The sequence below is a fragment of the Pseudomonas sp. DL genome (genome assembly GCF_047199225.1).
Taxonomy (GTDB): Bacteria; Pseudomonadota; Gammaproteobacteria; order Pseudomonadales; family Pseudomonadaceae; genus Pseudomonas; species Pseudomonas aeruginosa.
In genome coordinates, this window is record NZ_CP178323.1 from 1,408,362 (window position 1) to 1,422,154 (window position 13,793).

The 13,793-nt window shown below is 64.2% G+C and carries 11 protein-coding genes; 9 read left to right on the plus strand and 2 right to left on the minus strand.

Translation table 11 applies throughout. The features are described from left to right. Positions 1-6: 6 nt before the first annotated feature. Both ACI766_RS06615 and map read right to left on the minus strand, forming a co-directional pair. A complete protein-coding gene (locus tag ACI766_RS06615) occupies positions 7-2,709 on the minus strand; it encodes a [protein-PII] uridylyltransferase (protein ID WP_003098610.1) in 2,703 nt (900 codons plus the stop codon). A 166-nt stretch (positions 2,710-2,875) separates the two neighbouring features. Further along, on the minus strand, positions 2,876-3,661 hold the full coding sequence (map, locus tag ACI766_RS06620) for a type I methionyl aminopeptidase (protein WP_003092395.1): 786 nt from the start codon (positions 3,659-3,661) through the stop codon (positions 2,876-2,878). 264 nt (positions 3,662-3,925) lie between these two features. Here map and rpsB point away from each other — a divergent pair, with 264 nt between their 5' ends. The 9 genes from rpsB (at position 3,926) to bamA (ending at position 13,765) form a co-directional block, all read left to right on the plus strand. After that, positions 3,926-4,666 (plus strand): 30S ribosomal protein S2, encoded by a 741-nt coding sequence (rpsB, locus tag ACI766_RS06625; protein WP_003092394.1) that lies wholly within the window; start codon positions 3,926-3,928, stop codon positions 4,664-4,666. A 130-nt stretch (positions 4,667-4,796) separates the two neighbouring features. Next, positions 4,797-5,666, plus strand: a complete 870-nt coding sequence (tsf, locus tag ACI766_RS06630) for a translation elongation factor Ts (protein WP_003092393.1) — start codon at positions 4,797-4,799, stop codon at positions 5,664-5,666. 198 nt (positions 5,667-5,864) lie between these two features. Continuing rightward, entirely contained in the window at positions 5,865-6,602 is a 738-nt protein-coding gene (pyrH, locus tag ACI766_RS06635; RefSeq protein WP_003092391.1) for a UMP kinase, read from the plus strand. A gap of 2 nt (positions 6,603-6,604) precedes the next feature. Continuing rightward, the gene (gene frr / locus ACI766_RS06640) at positions 6,605-7,162 is read left to right on the plus strand and encodes a ribosome recycling factor (protein ID WP_003092390.1); all 558 of its coding nucleotides are present in this window, start codon (positions 6,605-6,607) and stop codon (positions 7,160-7,162) included. 15 nt (positions 7,163-7,177) lie between these two features. Then, positions 7,178-7,933 (plus strand): polyprenyl diphosphate synthase, encoded by a 756-nt coding sequence (uppS, locus tag ACI766_RS06645; protein ID WP_003113863.1) that lies wholly within the window; start codon positions 7,178-7,180, stop codon positions 7,931-7,933. After that, complete coding sequence (gene cdsA, locus ACI766_RS06650) at positions 7,927-8,742, plus strand: phosphatidate cytidylyltransferase (protein ID WP_003092388.1); 816 nt, start codon at positions 7,927-7,929, stop codon at positions 8,740-8,742. Before uppS ends, cdsA begins: the two co-directional genes overlap by 7 nt. Further along, positions 8,739-9,929, plus strand: coding sequence for a 1-deoxy-D-xylulose-5-phosphate reductoisomerase (gene ispC, locus ACI766_RS06655; RefSeq protein WP_023109728.1), 1,191 nt, complete (start codon positions 8,739-8,741; stop codon positions 9,927-9,929). Before cdsA ends, ispC begins: the two co-directional genes overlap by 4 nt. A gap of 25 nt (positions 9,930-9,954) precedes the next feature. Then, a complete protein-coding gene (gene rseP, locus ACI766_RS06660) occupies positions 9,955-11,307 on the plus strand; it encodes a sigma E protease regulator RseP (RefSeq protein WP_087823912.1) in 1,353 nt (450 codons plus the stop codon). A 70-nt stretch (positions 11,308-11,377) separates the two neighbouring features. Further along, positions 11,378-13,765 (plus strand): outer membrane protein assembly factor BamA, encoded by a 2,388-nt coding sequence (bamA, locus tag ACI766_RS06665; RefSeq protein WP_003117486.1) that lies wholly within the window; start codon positions 11,378-11,380, stop codon positions 13,763-13,765. Positions 13,766-13,793 lie beyond the last annotated feature (28 nt).

A 13,793-nucleotide genomic window follows, 5' to 3' on the forward strand; every position in this document is an offset into this window, starting at 1 on the left:
GGCTTCTCAGAAGTTTATCCGGGTAGGCAGGGTGTCCCGTCCGTTGTCTTGTGACAGCTGCTCGACCAGGGCGGCCTGCAGGCGTTTGCACAGGTCGGGGTCGGCGAGTGGCTGGTTGCGCGCATCGGTGATGTAGAAGACGTCCTCCACGCGCTCGCCGAGGGTGGCGATCTTGGCGTTCTGCACCGACAGGTCGAAATCCAGGAAGATGCCGCCGATCCGCGCCAGCAGGCCGGGGCGGTCGGGGGCGATGACTTCGAGCACCGAGACCTGGCGCAGCGCGTCGGTGGAGATGGTCACCTGCGGGGCGAAGGCGAAGTGCTTGAGCTGGCGCGGCACCCGGCGCTGGATGATGGTCGGGTAGTCGTCGGGGTTCTTCAATGCGTCGATAAGCCCCTCGCGGATCTCGGCGATGCGCTCCGGGTTGTTGCCGATGGAGTCGCCGTCGGCGTCGAGCACGATATAGGTATCGAGGGTGAACTGGCTGGTGGAGGTGATGATCCGCGCGTCCTGGATGCTCAGGTTGAGCTGGTCCATGGCGGCCACGGTGACCGCGAAGAAATCGTGCTGGTCGGCGGCGTAGATGAAGATCTGCGAACCGCTCTCGAACTCGCGCTGGGTGGTTTCCTTGATCAGCACCAGCGGCGTGCCGTCGTCCGGGTGCTGGAGGATCGCCTCGGTGTGCCAGGCCACGTCGCCGGCGGTGTGGCGCAGGAAGTAGTCGTCGCCGAGCTGGCTCCATAACTGCTCGGCATCGTCCTGGTCGATGCCGTTGCGTACCAGTTGGTCGAGGGCCGCGGTCTGCGTCTGGCGGATCTGCTCCTCGCGGTCCACCGGGTTCTCCAGGCCGCGGCGCAGGGCGCGCTTGGTCTCGGTGTAGAGCTGCCGGAGCAGGCTGGCGCGCCAGGAGTTCCAGAGCGTCGGGTTGGTGGCGTTGATGTCGGCCACGGTGAGCACGTACAGGTAGTCGAGGTGGGTCTGGTCGCCGACCAGTTGGGCGAAATCGAAGATCACCTGCGGGTCGGAGAGGTCCTTGCGTTGCGCGGTGGTCGACATCACCAGGTGGTTCTGCACCAGCCAGGACACCAGTTGGGTGTCCCAGAGCGGCAACTGGTGGCTCTGGCAGAAGGCCTCGGCGTCCACCGCGCCGAGTTCCGAGTGGTCGCCGCCACGGCCCTTGGCGATGTCATGGTAGAGACCGGCGATGTAGATCAGTTCCGGCTTGGGCAGACGATCGATGATCTTGCTCGCCAGCGGATATTTCTCGGCCATCTCCGGCCGATTCAGCTTGCGCAGGTGCTTGATCAGGTTGAGGGTGTGGGCGTCCACCGTATAGATATGGAACAGGTCGTGCTGCATCTGCCCGATGATATGGCCGAACTCCGGCAGGTAGCGGCCGAGGATGCCGTAGCGGTTCATTCGCCGCAGGTTGCGGTGGATACCCTGGCTGCTCTTGAACAGCTCGATGAACAGGCTGGTGTTGCGGATGTCGTGGCGGAACTCGTCGTCGATCAGGTGTCGGCTGTCGCGCAGCAGGCGAATGGTGTCGGCGCGCACGCCCTTGATTTCCGGGTGCTGGGCCATCAGCACGAAGATTTCCAGGAGGGCGAACGGGGTGCGCTTGAAGACGTTCGGGTGCGTCACCTCGATGTAGCCGTCGCGCAACTGGAAGCGACTGTTCAGCGGTTGGATCTGCACCGGCTGCTCGCAGGGCAGGATGACTTCCTCGAAGTGCTGGATGATCAGGTCGTTCAGCTCGGAGATCGCCATCACCACCCGGTAGTACTTCTGCATGAAGCGTTCGACCGCTAGCTTGACGTCGTTGTCTTCGTAGCCGAACAGACGGGCGATGCTGCGCTGGTGATCGAACAGCAGGCGATCCTCGGCGCGCCCGGCGAGCATGTGCAGGGCATAGCGGACCCGCCAGAGGAACTCCTGGCTGGAAGCCAGCATGCTGCACTCGCTTTCCACCAGGAAGCCTTCGCGCACCAGGGCGTGCAGGTTGAGGCTGCCGAACTGGCGGCGGGCCATCCAGAGGATGGTCTGGATGTCGCGCAGGCCGCCGGGGGAGCCCTTGACGTTGGGCTCGAGGTTGTACTCGGTGTCGTTGTACTTGGCGTGGCGGCGCTGCTGTTCGTGGCGTTTGGCCAGGAAGAACTCCTTGCTCGGCCACATGTGCGCGCTGCCGGTAACCCGCAGCATGCGCTGGCGCAGGCTGTCAGGGCCGCAGATGGTGCGGCATTCCATGAGGGTAGTGATCACCGTCAGGTCGGCGCGTGCTTCCTCCGCGCACTGCTGCACCGAGCGCACGCTCTGGCCGACTTCCAGGCCGATGTCCCAGAGCAGGGTGAGGAAGCCTTCGATCGGCTCGCGGAAGCTCTCCTGGTCCTCGCTGTCGAGGAGGATCAGCAGGTCGACGTCGGAGTAGGGGTGGAGTTCGCCGCGGCCGTAGCCGCCCACGGCGACCAGGGCGATGTCGGCGTCGTCTCCCCAGTCGAAGCGCTGCCAGGCCTGTTGCAGGATCTGGTCGACGCACCAGGCGCGATCTTCGATCAGGCGGCGGATGTCGCGGCCGCTGTTGAAGCGGTTGTCGAGCACTTCGCGGAATTGCCGGATGGCCTTCTTGAAGGCGGCGATCGGGCTGGACTTCAAGGCCAGTTCCGCCTGGAACTGCCCGCGATCGAACAATTCGGGATCCACCTGCGGCATGCGGCCTTCCTTTATCTGCTAGCGGTTGGGTTCGATACGCGAGCGCCCCGTCTTGGTGCGTTTTTGCGCTGTATTGGTGCGCGCGTTGCGCCGAATCGGGGCGTCGGCCCCGCCGGAATGGGGCGGGGCGTCGAGGCGCACGGCTGGCAGCAAAAGCCGGGCCGGATCAGGCTGCCGAGGTGCGCGGGAAGGTTTCGTCGTTGCGCAGGGTGAGGATCTCGTAGCCATCGGCGGTGACCAGCACGGTGTGCTCCCATTGCGCGGACAGCTTGCGGTCCTTGGTGATCGCGGTCCAGCCGTCGCCGAGCAGGCGGGTCTCCGGGCGGCCCTGGTTGATCATCGGCTCGATGGTGAAGATCATGCCTTCCTTCAGCTCGATGCCGGTACCCGCACGACCGTAGTGGAGGACCTGCGGCTCCTCGTGGAACACCTTGCCGATGCCATGGCCGCAGTATTCGCGGACCACCGAGAAGCCGTTCTTTTCCGCGTGCTTCTGGATGATTTCGCCGATATCGCCCAGGTGCGCGCCCGGACGCACCACGGAAATGCCCTTGTACATGCATTCCTGGGTGATCTGGCAGAGGCGGTCGGCCCATTCCGGGGTCTTGCCGACCAGGAACATCTTGCTGGTGTCGCCGTGGTAGCCGTCCTTGATGACGGTGATGTCGACGTTGAGGATGTCGCCTTCCTTCAGCGGCTTCTCGTTGGGGATGCCATGGCAGACCACATGGTTGATCGAGGTGCAGATCGACTTGGGAAAGCCCTTGTAGTTCAGCGGGGCGGGAATCGCCTTCTGCTCGTTGACGATATAGTCGTGGCAGATGCGATCCAGCTCCTCGGTGGTCACGCCGGGCTTGATGTGTTCGCCGATCATTTCCAGCACTTCGGCGGCCAGGCGGCCGGCGATGCGCATCTTCTCGATATCGTCGGGCGTCTTGATGGTGACGGTCATGCGAATTCTCTTCGGGCGTGCAAGCACGCATGAATAATAAGGAATACGCGATTCTAGCAGACCTGACCGACCGATCTACTCCCGCCCGGCCATCCGCGGCGGGTTTCACTGCGTCCACGGTTATGGTATAAAGCGCCCCGCTCCGAGGCTGCGGCCTTTTCCGGAGCACAAACCCACACATGCATCGACACGATGGCCTGGGTGCCCGCAAGGGTTGGTCATTGGGATGCGTGGAGGCCTAACCCGACTTATCGAGGAACTATCATGTCCCAAGTCAACATGCGCGATATGCTGAAGGCCGGTGTGCACTTCGGCCACCAGACCCGTTACTGGAACCCGAAAATGGGCAAGTTCATTTTCGGCGCGCGCAACAAGATCCATATCATCAACCTCGAAAAGACCCTGCCGATGTTCAACGAGGCCCTGACCTTCGTTGAGCGCCTGGCCGCTGGCAAGAACAAGATCCTGTTCGTCGGCACCAAGCGTTCCGCCGGCAAGATCGTTCGCGAGGAAGCCGCTCGTTGCGGTATGCCGTACGTCGACCATCGCTGGCTGGGCGGCATGCTCACCAACTACAAGACCATCCGTCAGTCGATCAAGCGCCTGCGCGACCTGGAAACCCAGTCCCAGGACGGCACCTTCGACAAGCTGACCAAGAAAGAAGCCCTGATGCGCAGCCGTGACCTCGAGAAGCTCGAGCGCAGCCTGGGCGGCATCAAGGACATGGGCGGCCTGCCGGACGCTCTGTTCGTGATCGACGTCGACCACGAGCGCATCGCCATCACCGAAGCCAACAAGCTGGGCATCCCGGTCATCGGCGTTGTCGATACCAACAGCAGCCCGGAAGGCGTCGACTATGTAATTCCCGGTAACGATGATGCCATCCGCGCCGTGCAACTCTACCTGAACTCGATGGCCGAAGCGGTAATCCGCGGCAAGCAGGGCGCTGCCACCAGCGCCGACGAGTTCGTCGAGGAAGCGCCGGCCGAATCCGCCGAAGGCTGATTCCGGGACGTTCAGACGTCCGACGGTGCGCAGGAAGGGGGCTAGGCCCCCTTTTTGCCACCTTTGAGTTTCTGCCCGGCAGGCCGGGCACAAAGGTTTTTTGAGAGCTACCACTCAAGAGGATTTCGAAATGGCAGAAATTACTGCAGCCATGGTTAAAGAACTGCGCGAGCGTACCGGCTTGGGCATGATGGAGTGCAAGAAGGCGCTGACCGCCGCTGGCGGCGACATCGAGAAGGCCATCGACGACATGCGCGCTGCCGGTGCGATCAAGGCTGCCAAGAAGGCCGGCAACATTGCCGCCGAAGGCTCGATCGCCGTCAAGATCGCTGCCGACAACAAGGCCGCCGTGATCATCGAAGTCAACTCCCAGACCGACTTCCTGGCCCTCCAGGACGACTTCAAGGGCTTCGTCGCCGAGAGCCTGGAAAAGGCCTTCAACGAGAAGCTGACCGACGCCGCTCCGCTGGTCGAAGCGCGTGAGGAAGCTCGTCTGGCCCTGGTCGCCAAGACCGGCGAGAACGTCAACATCCGCCGCCTGACCCGCGTCGAGGGCGATGTGGTCGGCGCCTACCTGCACGGCCACCGCATCGGTGTCGTGGTCAACCTGAAAGGCGGCAACCCGGAACTGGCCAAGGACATCGCCATGCATGTCGCCGCCAGCAACCCGCAGTTCCTGAGCGCTTCGGAAGTTTCCGAAGAAGCGATCGCGAAAGAGAAGGAAATCTTCCTGGCGCTGAACGCCGACAAGATCGCCGGCAAGCCAGAGAATATCGTCGAGAACATGGTCAAGGGCCGCATCAGCAAGTTCCTCGCCGAAGCGAGCCTGGTCGAGCAGCCTTTCGTGAAGAACCCGGAAGTGAAGGTCGGCGACCTGGCCAAGCAGGCCGGCGCCGAAATCGTTTCCTTCGTTCGTTACGAAGTGGGCGAAGGCATCGAGAAGGCCGAAGTGGACTTCGCTGCCGAAGTTGCCGCTCAAGTAGCCGCCACCAAGCAGTAACAAAGACGGTTTCGACTGTCGCCCCGGAAGAGGCTGCCCGCTGATGCGTGCGGCCTCTTCGTCAAATGGGGAAGCGTTCGGGGCAGCTTCCGCGTTGCCGGCCCGCTCGGCGGGCTCGCACGCAACGCAGGCGCAAAGTCGTCTCCGCCCACGACGGCCCGGCCGTCACGTATTTTTATCGCCGCAGGAGAAAAGGTCATGGCTCAGCAACTGAGCGCTCGTCAACCTCGCTATAAACGCATTCTTCTAAAGTTGAGCGGCGAAGCCCTGATGGGCTCGGAGGAGTTCGGCATCGATCCCAAGGTGCTGGACCGCATGGCGCTGGAAATCGGCCAGTTGGTCGGGATCGGCGTGCAGGTCGGCCTGGTCATCGGCGGCGGCAACCTGTTCCGCGGAGCGGCCCTGTCCGCGGCCGGCATGGACCGGGTGACCGGCGACCACATGGGGATGCTGGCCACCGTGATGAACGGCCTGGCGATGCGCGATGCGCTGGAGCGCTCGAACATCCCCGCGCTGGTGATGTCGGCGATCTCCATGGTCGGCGTGACCGACCACTACGACCGCCGCAAGGCCATGCGCCACCTCGGCGGTGGCGAGGTGGTGATCTTCTCCGCCGGTACCGGCAACCCGTTCTTCACCACCGACTCGGCGGCTTGCCTGCGCGCCATCGAGATCGACGCCGACGTGGTCCTTAAGGCTACCAAGGTCGATGGCGTGTACACTGCCGACCCGTTCAAGGACCCGAATGCCGAGAAGTTCGAGCGCCTGACCTATGATGAAGTGCTCGACCGCAAGCTCGGCGTGATGGACCTGACCGCCATCTGCCTGTGCCGTGACCAGAACATGCCGCTGCGGGTGTTCAACATGAACAAGCCGGGCGCATTGCTGAATATTGTTGTTGGTGGTGCCGAAGGCACCCTGATCGAGGAGGGTTGAGAATGATCAACGAGATCAAGAAGGAAGCGCAGGAGCGCATGGGCAAGACCCTGGAAGCGCTGGGCCATGCCTTCGCGAAGATTCGCACCGGTCGCGCGCATCCGAGCATCCTGGATAGCGTGATGGTTTCCTATTACGGTGCCGATACGCCGCTGCGCCAGGTCGCCAACGTCACCGTGGAAGACTCCCGCACCCTGGCCCTGGCCGTGTTCGACAAGAGCATGATCCAGGCGGTCGAGAAGGCCATCATGACCTCCGACCTGGGGCTCAACCCGGCCACCGCCGGCACCACCATCCGCGTACCGATGCCGGCCCTGACCGAGGAGACCCGCAAGGGCTACACCAAGCAGGCGCGTGCCGAGGCCGAGCAGGCGCGGGTTTCCGTGCGCAACATCCGTCGCGATGCGCTGGCCCAGCTGAAGGACCTGCAGAAGGAAAAGGAAATCAGCGAGGACGAAGAGCGCCGCGCCGGCGACGACGTGCAGAAGCTGACCGACAAGTTCATCGGTGAGATCGAGAAGGCACTGGAAGCCAAAGAAGCGGACCTCATGGCTGTCTGAGGCCGGGCTGACGTCATGGAAAAGACCCGGAAGGATGTGTGCGTGCCACGCCACGTGGCCATTATCATGGACGGTAACAATCGCTGGGCGAAGAAGCGTCTTCTGCCCGGCGTCGCCGGCCACAAGGCCGGTGTCGATGCCGTCAGGGCGGTGATCGAGGTCTGCGCCGAGGCAGGGGTCGAGGTCCTCACCCTGTTCGCGTTCTCCAGCGAGAACTGGCAGCGTCCGGCGGACGAAGTCAGCGCGCTGATGGAGCTGTTTCTCGTGGCCCTGCGCCGCGAGGTGCGCAAGCTCGACGAGAACGGCATCCGCCTGCGCATCATCGGCGATCGCACGCGTTTCCATCCGGAGTTGCAGGCGGCCATGCGCGAAGCGGAAGCCGCCACTGCCGGCAATACCCGTTTCCTCCTCCAGGTCGCCGCCAACTACGGCGGCCAGTGGGACATCGTCCAGGCCGCACAGCGCCTGGCGCGCGAGGTCCAGGGCGGGCACCTGGCGGCGGACGATATCTCCGCCGAGCTGCTCCAGGGCTGCCTGGTGACCGGCGACCAGCCGCTGCCCGACCTGTGCATCCGCACTGGCGGCGAGCATCGCATCAGCAATTTCCTTCTCTGGCAGCTGGCCTACGCCGAGCTGTATTTCTCCGACCTGTTCTGGCCCGACTTCAAGCACGCGGCGATGCGGGCTGCCCTGGCGGATTTCTCCAAGCGCCAGCGCCGCTTCGGCAAGACCAGCGAGCAAGTCGAGGCCGAGGCCCGTCCGTCATGCTGAAACAACGGATCATCACGGCGCTGGTGCTTTTGCCCATCGCGCTGGGTGGTTTTTTCCTTCTCGAAGGGGCGTTCTTCGCCCTGTTCATCGGCGCGGTGGTGAGCCTGGGGGCCTGGGAATGGGCGCGCCTGGCCGGCTATGAACAACAGTTCGGCCGCGTTGCCTACGCGGCGACGGTCGCCGTGCTGATGGTCGCTCTCTACCATCTGCCGCAGCTTGCCGGAGCCGTGCTGCTGCTGGCGCTGGTCTGGTGGACGCTGGCCACCGTGCTGGTGCTCACCTACCCGGAAAGCGTCGGCTACTGGGGCGGCCGCTGGCGCCGCCTGGGCATGGGCCTGCTGATCCTGTTGCCGGCCTGGCAGGGGCTGGTCCTGCTCAAGCAGTGGCCGCTGGCCAATGGCCTGATCATCGCCGTGATGGTGCTGGTCTGGGGCGCGGATATCGGCGCCTACTTCTCCGGCAAGGCCTTCGGCAAGCGCAAGCTGGCGCCGCGGGTCAGCCCCGGCAAGAGCTGGGAAGGCGTTTACGGCGGCCTGGCGGCCAGCCTGGCGATCACCCTGGCGGTCGGCCTCTACCGCGGCTGGTCCCTCGGCGCGCTGCTCCTGGCCCTGCTCGGCGCGGCGCTGGTGGTGTTCGTCTCGATCGTCGGCGACCTCACCGAAAGCATGTTCAAGCGCCAGTCCGGAATCAAGGACAGCAGCAACCTGCTGCCCGGCCACGGTGGCGTGCTGGATCGCATCGACAGCCTGACGGCAGCCATCCCGGTATTCGCGGCCCTGCTCTGGGCCGCCGGCTGGGGTGCGCCATGAGTCGACCGCAGCGGATCAGCGTGCTCGGCGCGACCGGCTCGATCGGCCTGAGCACCCTGGACGTCGTCCAGCGTCATCCCGATCGTTACGAAGCCTTCGCCCTGACCGGCTTCAGCCGCCTGGCCGAACTCGAGGCGCTGTGCCTCAGGCACCGCCCCGTCTATGCGGTGGTGCCGGAGCAGGCCGCGGCGATCGCCTTGCAGGGCTCGCTCGCCGCGGCGGGTATCCGCACCCGGGTGCTGTTCGGCGAGCAGGCGTTGTGCGAAGTGGCCAGCGCGCCCGAAGTGGACATGGTAATGGCGGCCATCGTCGGCGCCGCCGGGCTGCCGTCGACCCTGGCGGCCGTCGAGGCCGGCAAGCGCGTACTGCTGGCCAACAAGGAAGCGCTGGTGATGTCCGGCGCGCTGTTCATGCAGGCGGTCAAGCGCAGCGGCGCGGTGCTCCTGCCGATCGACAGCGAGCACAACGCGATCTTCCAGTCGCTGCCGCGCAATTATGCCGATGGCCTGGAGCGGGTCGGCGTGCGCCGGATCCTCTTGACCGCCTCCGGCGGCCCGTTCCGCGAGACGCCGCTGGAGCAACTCGCTTCGGTGACGCCGGAGCAGGCTTGTGCGCACCCGAACTGGTCGATGGGGCGGAAGATTTCCGTCGATTCCGCCAGCATGATGAACAAGGGGCTCGAACTGATCGAGGCGTGCTGGCTGTTCGACGCCCAGCCGAGCCAGGTCGAGGTGGTGATCCACCCGCAGAGCGTGATCCACTCGATGGTGGACTACATCGACGGCTCGGTGATCGCCCAGCTCGGCAATCCGGACATGCGCACGCCGATTTCCTATGCCATGGCCTGGCCGGAGCGAATCGATTCCGGCGTTTCGCCGCTGGACATGTTCGCCGTCGGTCGCCTGGATTTCCAGCGCCCCGACGAGCAGCGCTTCCCCTGCCTGCGCCTGGCGAGCCAGGCCGCGGAAACCGGCGGCAGCGCCCCGGCCATGCTGAATGCCGCGAACGAGGTGGCCGTGGCCGCATTTCTCGAGCGGCGCATCCGCTTCAGCGACATCGCGGTTATCATCGAGGACGTGCTGAACCGCGAGGCGGTGACCGCAGTCGAATCGCTCGATCAGGTCCTGGCCGCCGATCGCCGCGCCCGTTCGGTCGCCGGGCAATGGTTGACCCGACACGCCGGCTAGTCTTCGGACGGCCTGGAGGTAGGAGATGAGTGCGCTTTACATGATCGTCGGTACCCTGGTGGCCCTGGGCGTGCTGGTGACGTTCCACGAATTCGGCCACTTCTGGGTCGCGCGACGCTGCGGGGTGAAGGTCCTGCGCTTCTCCGTCGGCTTCGGCACGCCGCTGGTGCGCTGGCACGACCGGCACGGCACCGAGTTCGTGGTGGCGGCCATTCCGCTGGGCGGCTACGTCAAGATGCTCGACGAGCGCGAGGCGGAAGTACCGGCCCATCTGCTCGAACAGTCCTTCAATCGCAAGACGGTCCGTCAGCGGATCGCCATCGTCGCGGCTGGTCCCATCGCCAATTTCCTATTGGCGATTCTGTTCTTCTGGGTCGTCGCCCTGCTCGGTAGTCAGCAGGTGCGCCCGGTCATCGGTTCCGTGGCGCCGGAGAGCCTGGCCGCCCAGGCCGGCCTGGAGGCCGGGCAGGAACTGCTGGCGGTGGACGGCGAGCCCGTCACCGGCTGGAGCGGGGTCAACCTGCAGCTGGTTCGCCGTCTCGGCGAGAGCGGTACGCTGGAAGTGCGGGTGCAGGAAAAGGGCTCGAATGTCGATTCCACCCACCAGGTGCGTCTGGATGGCTGGCTGAAGGGCGAGGACAATCCCGATCCCATCGCCTCGCTGGGCATCCGGCCCTGGCGGCCGGCCTTGCCGCCGGTGCTGGCCGAACTCGACCCCAAGGGGCCGGCGCAGGCCGCCGGGCTGAAGCTCGGCGACCGCTTGCAGAGCATCGATGGCATCGCCGTCGACGACTGGCAGCAGGTGGTGGACAGCGTCCGTGCCCGTCCCGGGCAGCGCGTCCAGCTCAAGGTGCTGCGCGACGGCGAAGTGCTGGATGTTGCCCTGGAGCTGGCGGTGCGCGGCGAGGGCAAGGCCCGGACCGGCTACATGGGGGCGGGGGTCGCCGGTACCGGATGGCCGGCGGAAATGCTCCGCGAAGTGAGCTACGGACCGCTGGAGGCGGTGGGTCAGGCGCTTTCCCGAACCTGGACCATGAGCCTGCTAACGCTCGACTCCATAAAGAAAATGTTGCTCGGCGAGCTCTCGGTAAAAAACTTGAGCGGGCCGATAACCATTGCTAAAGTGGCGGGCGCTTCAGCCCAGTCTGGCGTGGGGGATTTTCTCAATTTCCTGGCCTATCTGAGCATTAGCTTGGGGGTTCTCAACCTGCTGCCGATCCCTGTCCTCGATGGCGGGCATCTGCTGTTCTATCTGGTTGAGTGGGTGCGCGGGCGCCCATTATCCGAACGGGTACAGGCTTGGGGGATGCAGATCGGCATCAGTCTGGTCGTTGGCGTGATGTTGCTCGCTCTGGTCAACGATCTGAGTCGTCTGTAGTCATGTTGAATTCGAATCTGCCGCCCTTTGCGGCAGATTCTCTATTTGTCAGTTGGAAAAAAAGGACTCCATGAAACGCTTTCTGCTACCCGCGCTGCTGTCAGCGCTGATGATCGCCGAGGTTCACGCCGAGTCCTTCACTGTTTCCGATATCCGGGTCAATGGCCTGCAGCGCGTGTCCGCCGGTAGCGTGTTCGCCGCCCTGCCGCTGAACGTCGGCGAGACCATCGACGACCAGGCCCTGGTCCAGGCCACCCGCTCCCTGTTCAAGACCGGCTTCTTCCAGGACATCCAGCTCGGCCGTGATGGCAACGTGCTGGTAGTCACTGTAGTCGAGCGCCCGTCGATCTCCAGCATCGAGATCGAGGGCAACAAGGCGATTTCCAAGGAAGACCTGCTCAAGGGCCTGAAACAGTCCGGCCTGGCCGAGGGCGAGATCTTCCAGCGCGCCACCCTCGAAGGCGTGCGCAACGAGCTGCAACGCCAGTACGTGGCCCAGGGCCGCTACTCGGCCGAGATCAACGCGGAAGTGATCCCGCAGCCGCGCAACCGCGTCGCGCTGAAGATCAACATCAACGAAGGCACGGTCGCCGCGATTTCCCACATCAACGTGGTGGGCAACACCGTCTTCTCCGAAGAAGACCTGACCGACCTGTTCGAACTGAAGACCACCAACTGGCTGTCGTTCTTCAAGAACGACGACAAGTACGCCCGCGAAAAGCTCTCCGGCGACCTCGAGCGCCTGCGCTCCTATTACCTGGACCGCGGCTACATCAACATGGATATCGCCTCCACCCAGGTATCCATCACCCCGGACAAGAAGCACGTCTACATCACCGTCAACATCAACGAGGGTGAGAAGTACACCATCCGCGACGTGAAGCTGACCGGCGACCTGAAGGTGCCGGAAGAGGAAGTGAAGCGCCTGCTGCTGGTACAGAAGGGCCAGGTGTTCTCGCGCAAGGTGATGACCACCACCTCCGACCTGATCACCCGTCGCCTGGGCAACGAGGGCTACACCTTCGCCAACGTCAACGGCGTGCCGGAAGCCCATGACGACGACAAGACCGTCTCGGTGACCTTCGTCGTCGACCCGGGCAAGCGCGCCTACGTCAACCGCATCAACTTCCGCGGCAACACCAAGACCGAAGACGAAGTGCTGCGCCGCGAAATGCGCCAGATGGAAGGCGGTTGGGCCTCCACCTACCTGATCGACCAGTCCAAGGCCCGTCTGGAGCGCCTCGGCTACTTCAAGGAAGTCAACGTCGAGACCCCGGCGGTTCCCGGCACCGACGACCAGGTCGACGTCAACTACAGCGTCGAAGAGCAACCGTCCGGCTCGATCACCGCCAGCGTCGGCTTCGCCCAGAGCGCCGGCCTGATCCTCGGTGGCTCGATCAGCCAGAACAACTTCCTGGGTACCGGCAACAAGGTCAGCATCGGCCTGACCCGCAGCGAATACCAGACCCGCTACAACTTCGGCTTCGTCGACCCCTACTGGACCGTCGACGGCGTCAGCCTCGGCTACAACGCCTTCTACCGGAAGACCGACTACGACGAACTCGACGTCGACGTCGCCAGCTACTCGGTGAACAGCCTGGGCGCCGGCATGAGCATCGGCTACCCGATCAGCGAGACCTCGCGCCTGACCTATGGCCTGAGCGTGCAGCGCGACCAGATCGACACCGGCCGCTACACCGTGGACGAGATCTACGACTTCCTCGACAAGGAAGGCGACAACTTCACCAACTTCAAGGCTTCCATCGGCTGGTCCGAATCGACCCTGAACAAGGGCGTGCTGGCCACCCGTGGTCACTCGCAGAGCCTGACCCTGGAAACCACCCTGCCGGGCAGCGACCTGTCGTTCTACAAGATCGACTACCGCGGGCAGGTCTTCGCCCCGCTGACCGACAACTACACCATGCGCTTCCACACCGAGCTGGGCTATGGCGACGGCTACGGATCCACCGAGCGCCTGCCGTTCTACGAGAACTACTACGCCGGCGGCTTCAACTCGGTGCGGGGCTTCAAGGACAGTACGCTGGGACCGCGCAGTACGCCGTCTATTGCCCGCGATGCCAACGGTAAGCAGATTCCCGGTCCTGATAGCCAAGGTCGTTACACCGACCCGGACCAGGATCCCGAAGCCTTCGGTGGTAACATCCTGATCACCGGCGGCGCCGAGCTGCTGTTCCCGCTGCCGTTCGTCAAGGACCAGCGCCAGTTGCGTACCGTGCTGTTCTGGGACGTGGGTAGCACCTTCGATACCGACTGCCCGACCAAGACCACCACCAACTGCGACGGCATCAAGACCGACAACCTCGCCAGTTCCGTGGGCGTCGGCCTGACCTGGATCACCGCGCTGGGCCCGCTGAGCTTCAGCCTGGCGACGCCGATCAAGAAGCCGGACAACGCGGAAACCCAGGTCTTCCAGTTCTCCCTGGGCCAGACCTTCTGATTTGTACGTAGTACCGAGTAACGAAACC

Excerpts from the sequence above, each read along its gene's own strand:
- ACI766_RS06615 (WP_003098610.1), bottom strand. The coding sequence starts at position 2,709 with ATGCCGCAGGTGGATCCCGAATTGTTCGATCGCGGGCAGTTCCAGGCG.
- cdsA (WP_003092388.1), top strand. The coding sequence starts at position 7,927 with ATGCTGAAACAACGGATCATCACGGCGCTGGTGCTTTTGCCCATCGCG.
- map (WP_003092395.1), bottom strand. The coding sequence starts at position 3,661 with ATGACCGTCACCATCAAGACGCCCGACGATATCGAGAAGATGCGCATC.
- bamA (WP_003117486.1), top strand. The coding sequence starts at position 11,378 with ATGAAACGCTTTCTGCTACCCGCGCTGCTGTCAGCGCTGATGATCGCC.
- tsf (WP_003092393.1), top strand. The coding sequence starts at position 4,797 with ATGGCAGAAATTACTGCAGCCATGGTTAAAGAACTGCGCGAGCGTACC.
- ispC (WP_023109728.1), top strand. The coding sequence starts at position 8,739 with ATGAGTCGACCGCAGCGGATCAGCGTGCTCGGCGCGACCGGCTCGATC.
- pyrH (WP_003092391.1), top strand. The coding sequence starts at position 5,865 with ATGGCTCAGCAACTGAGCGCTCGTCAACCTCGCTATAAACGCATTCTT.
- rpsB (WP_003092394.1), top strand. The coding sequence starts at position 3,926 with ATGTCCCAAGTCAACATGCGCGATATGCTGAAGGCCGGTGTGCACTTC.
- rseP (WP_087823912.1), top strand. The coding sequence starts at position 9,955 with ATGAGTGCGCTTTACATGATCGTCGGTACCCTGGTGGCCCTGGGCGTG.
- frr (WP_003092390.1), top strand. The coding sequence starts at position 6,605 with ATGATCAACGAGATCAAGAAGGAAGCGCAGGAGCGCATGGGCAAGACC.
- uppS (WP_003113863.1), top strand. The coding sequence starts at position 7,178 with ATGGAAAAGACCCGGAAGGATGTGTGCGTGCCACGCCACGTGGCCATT.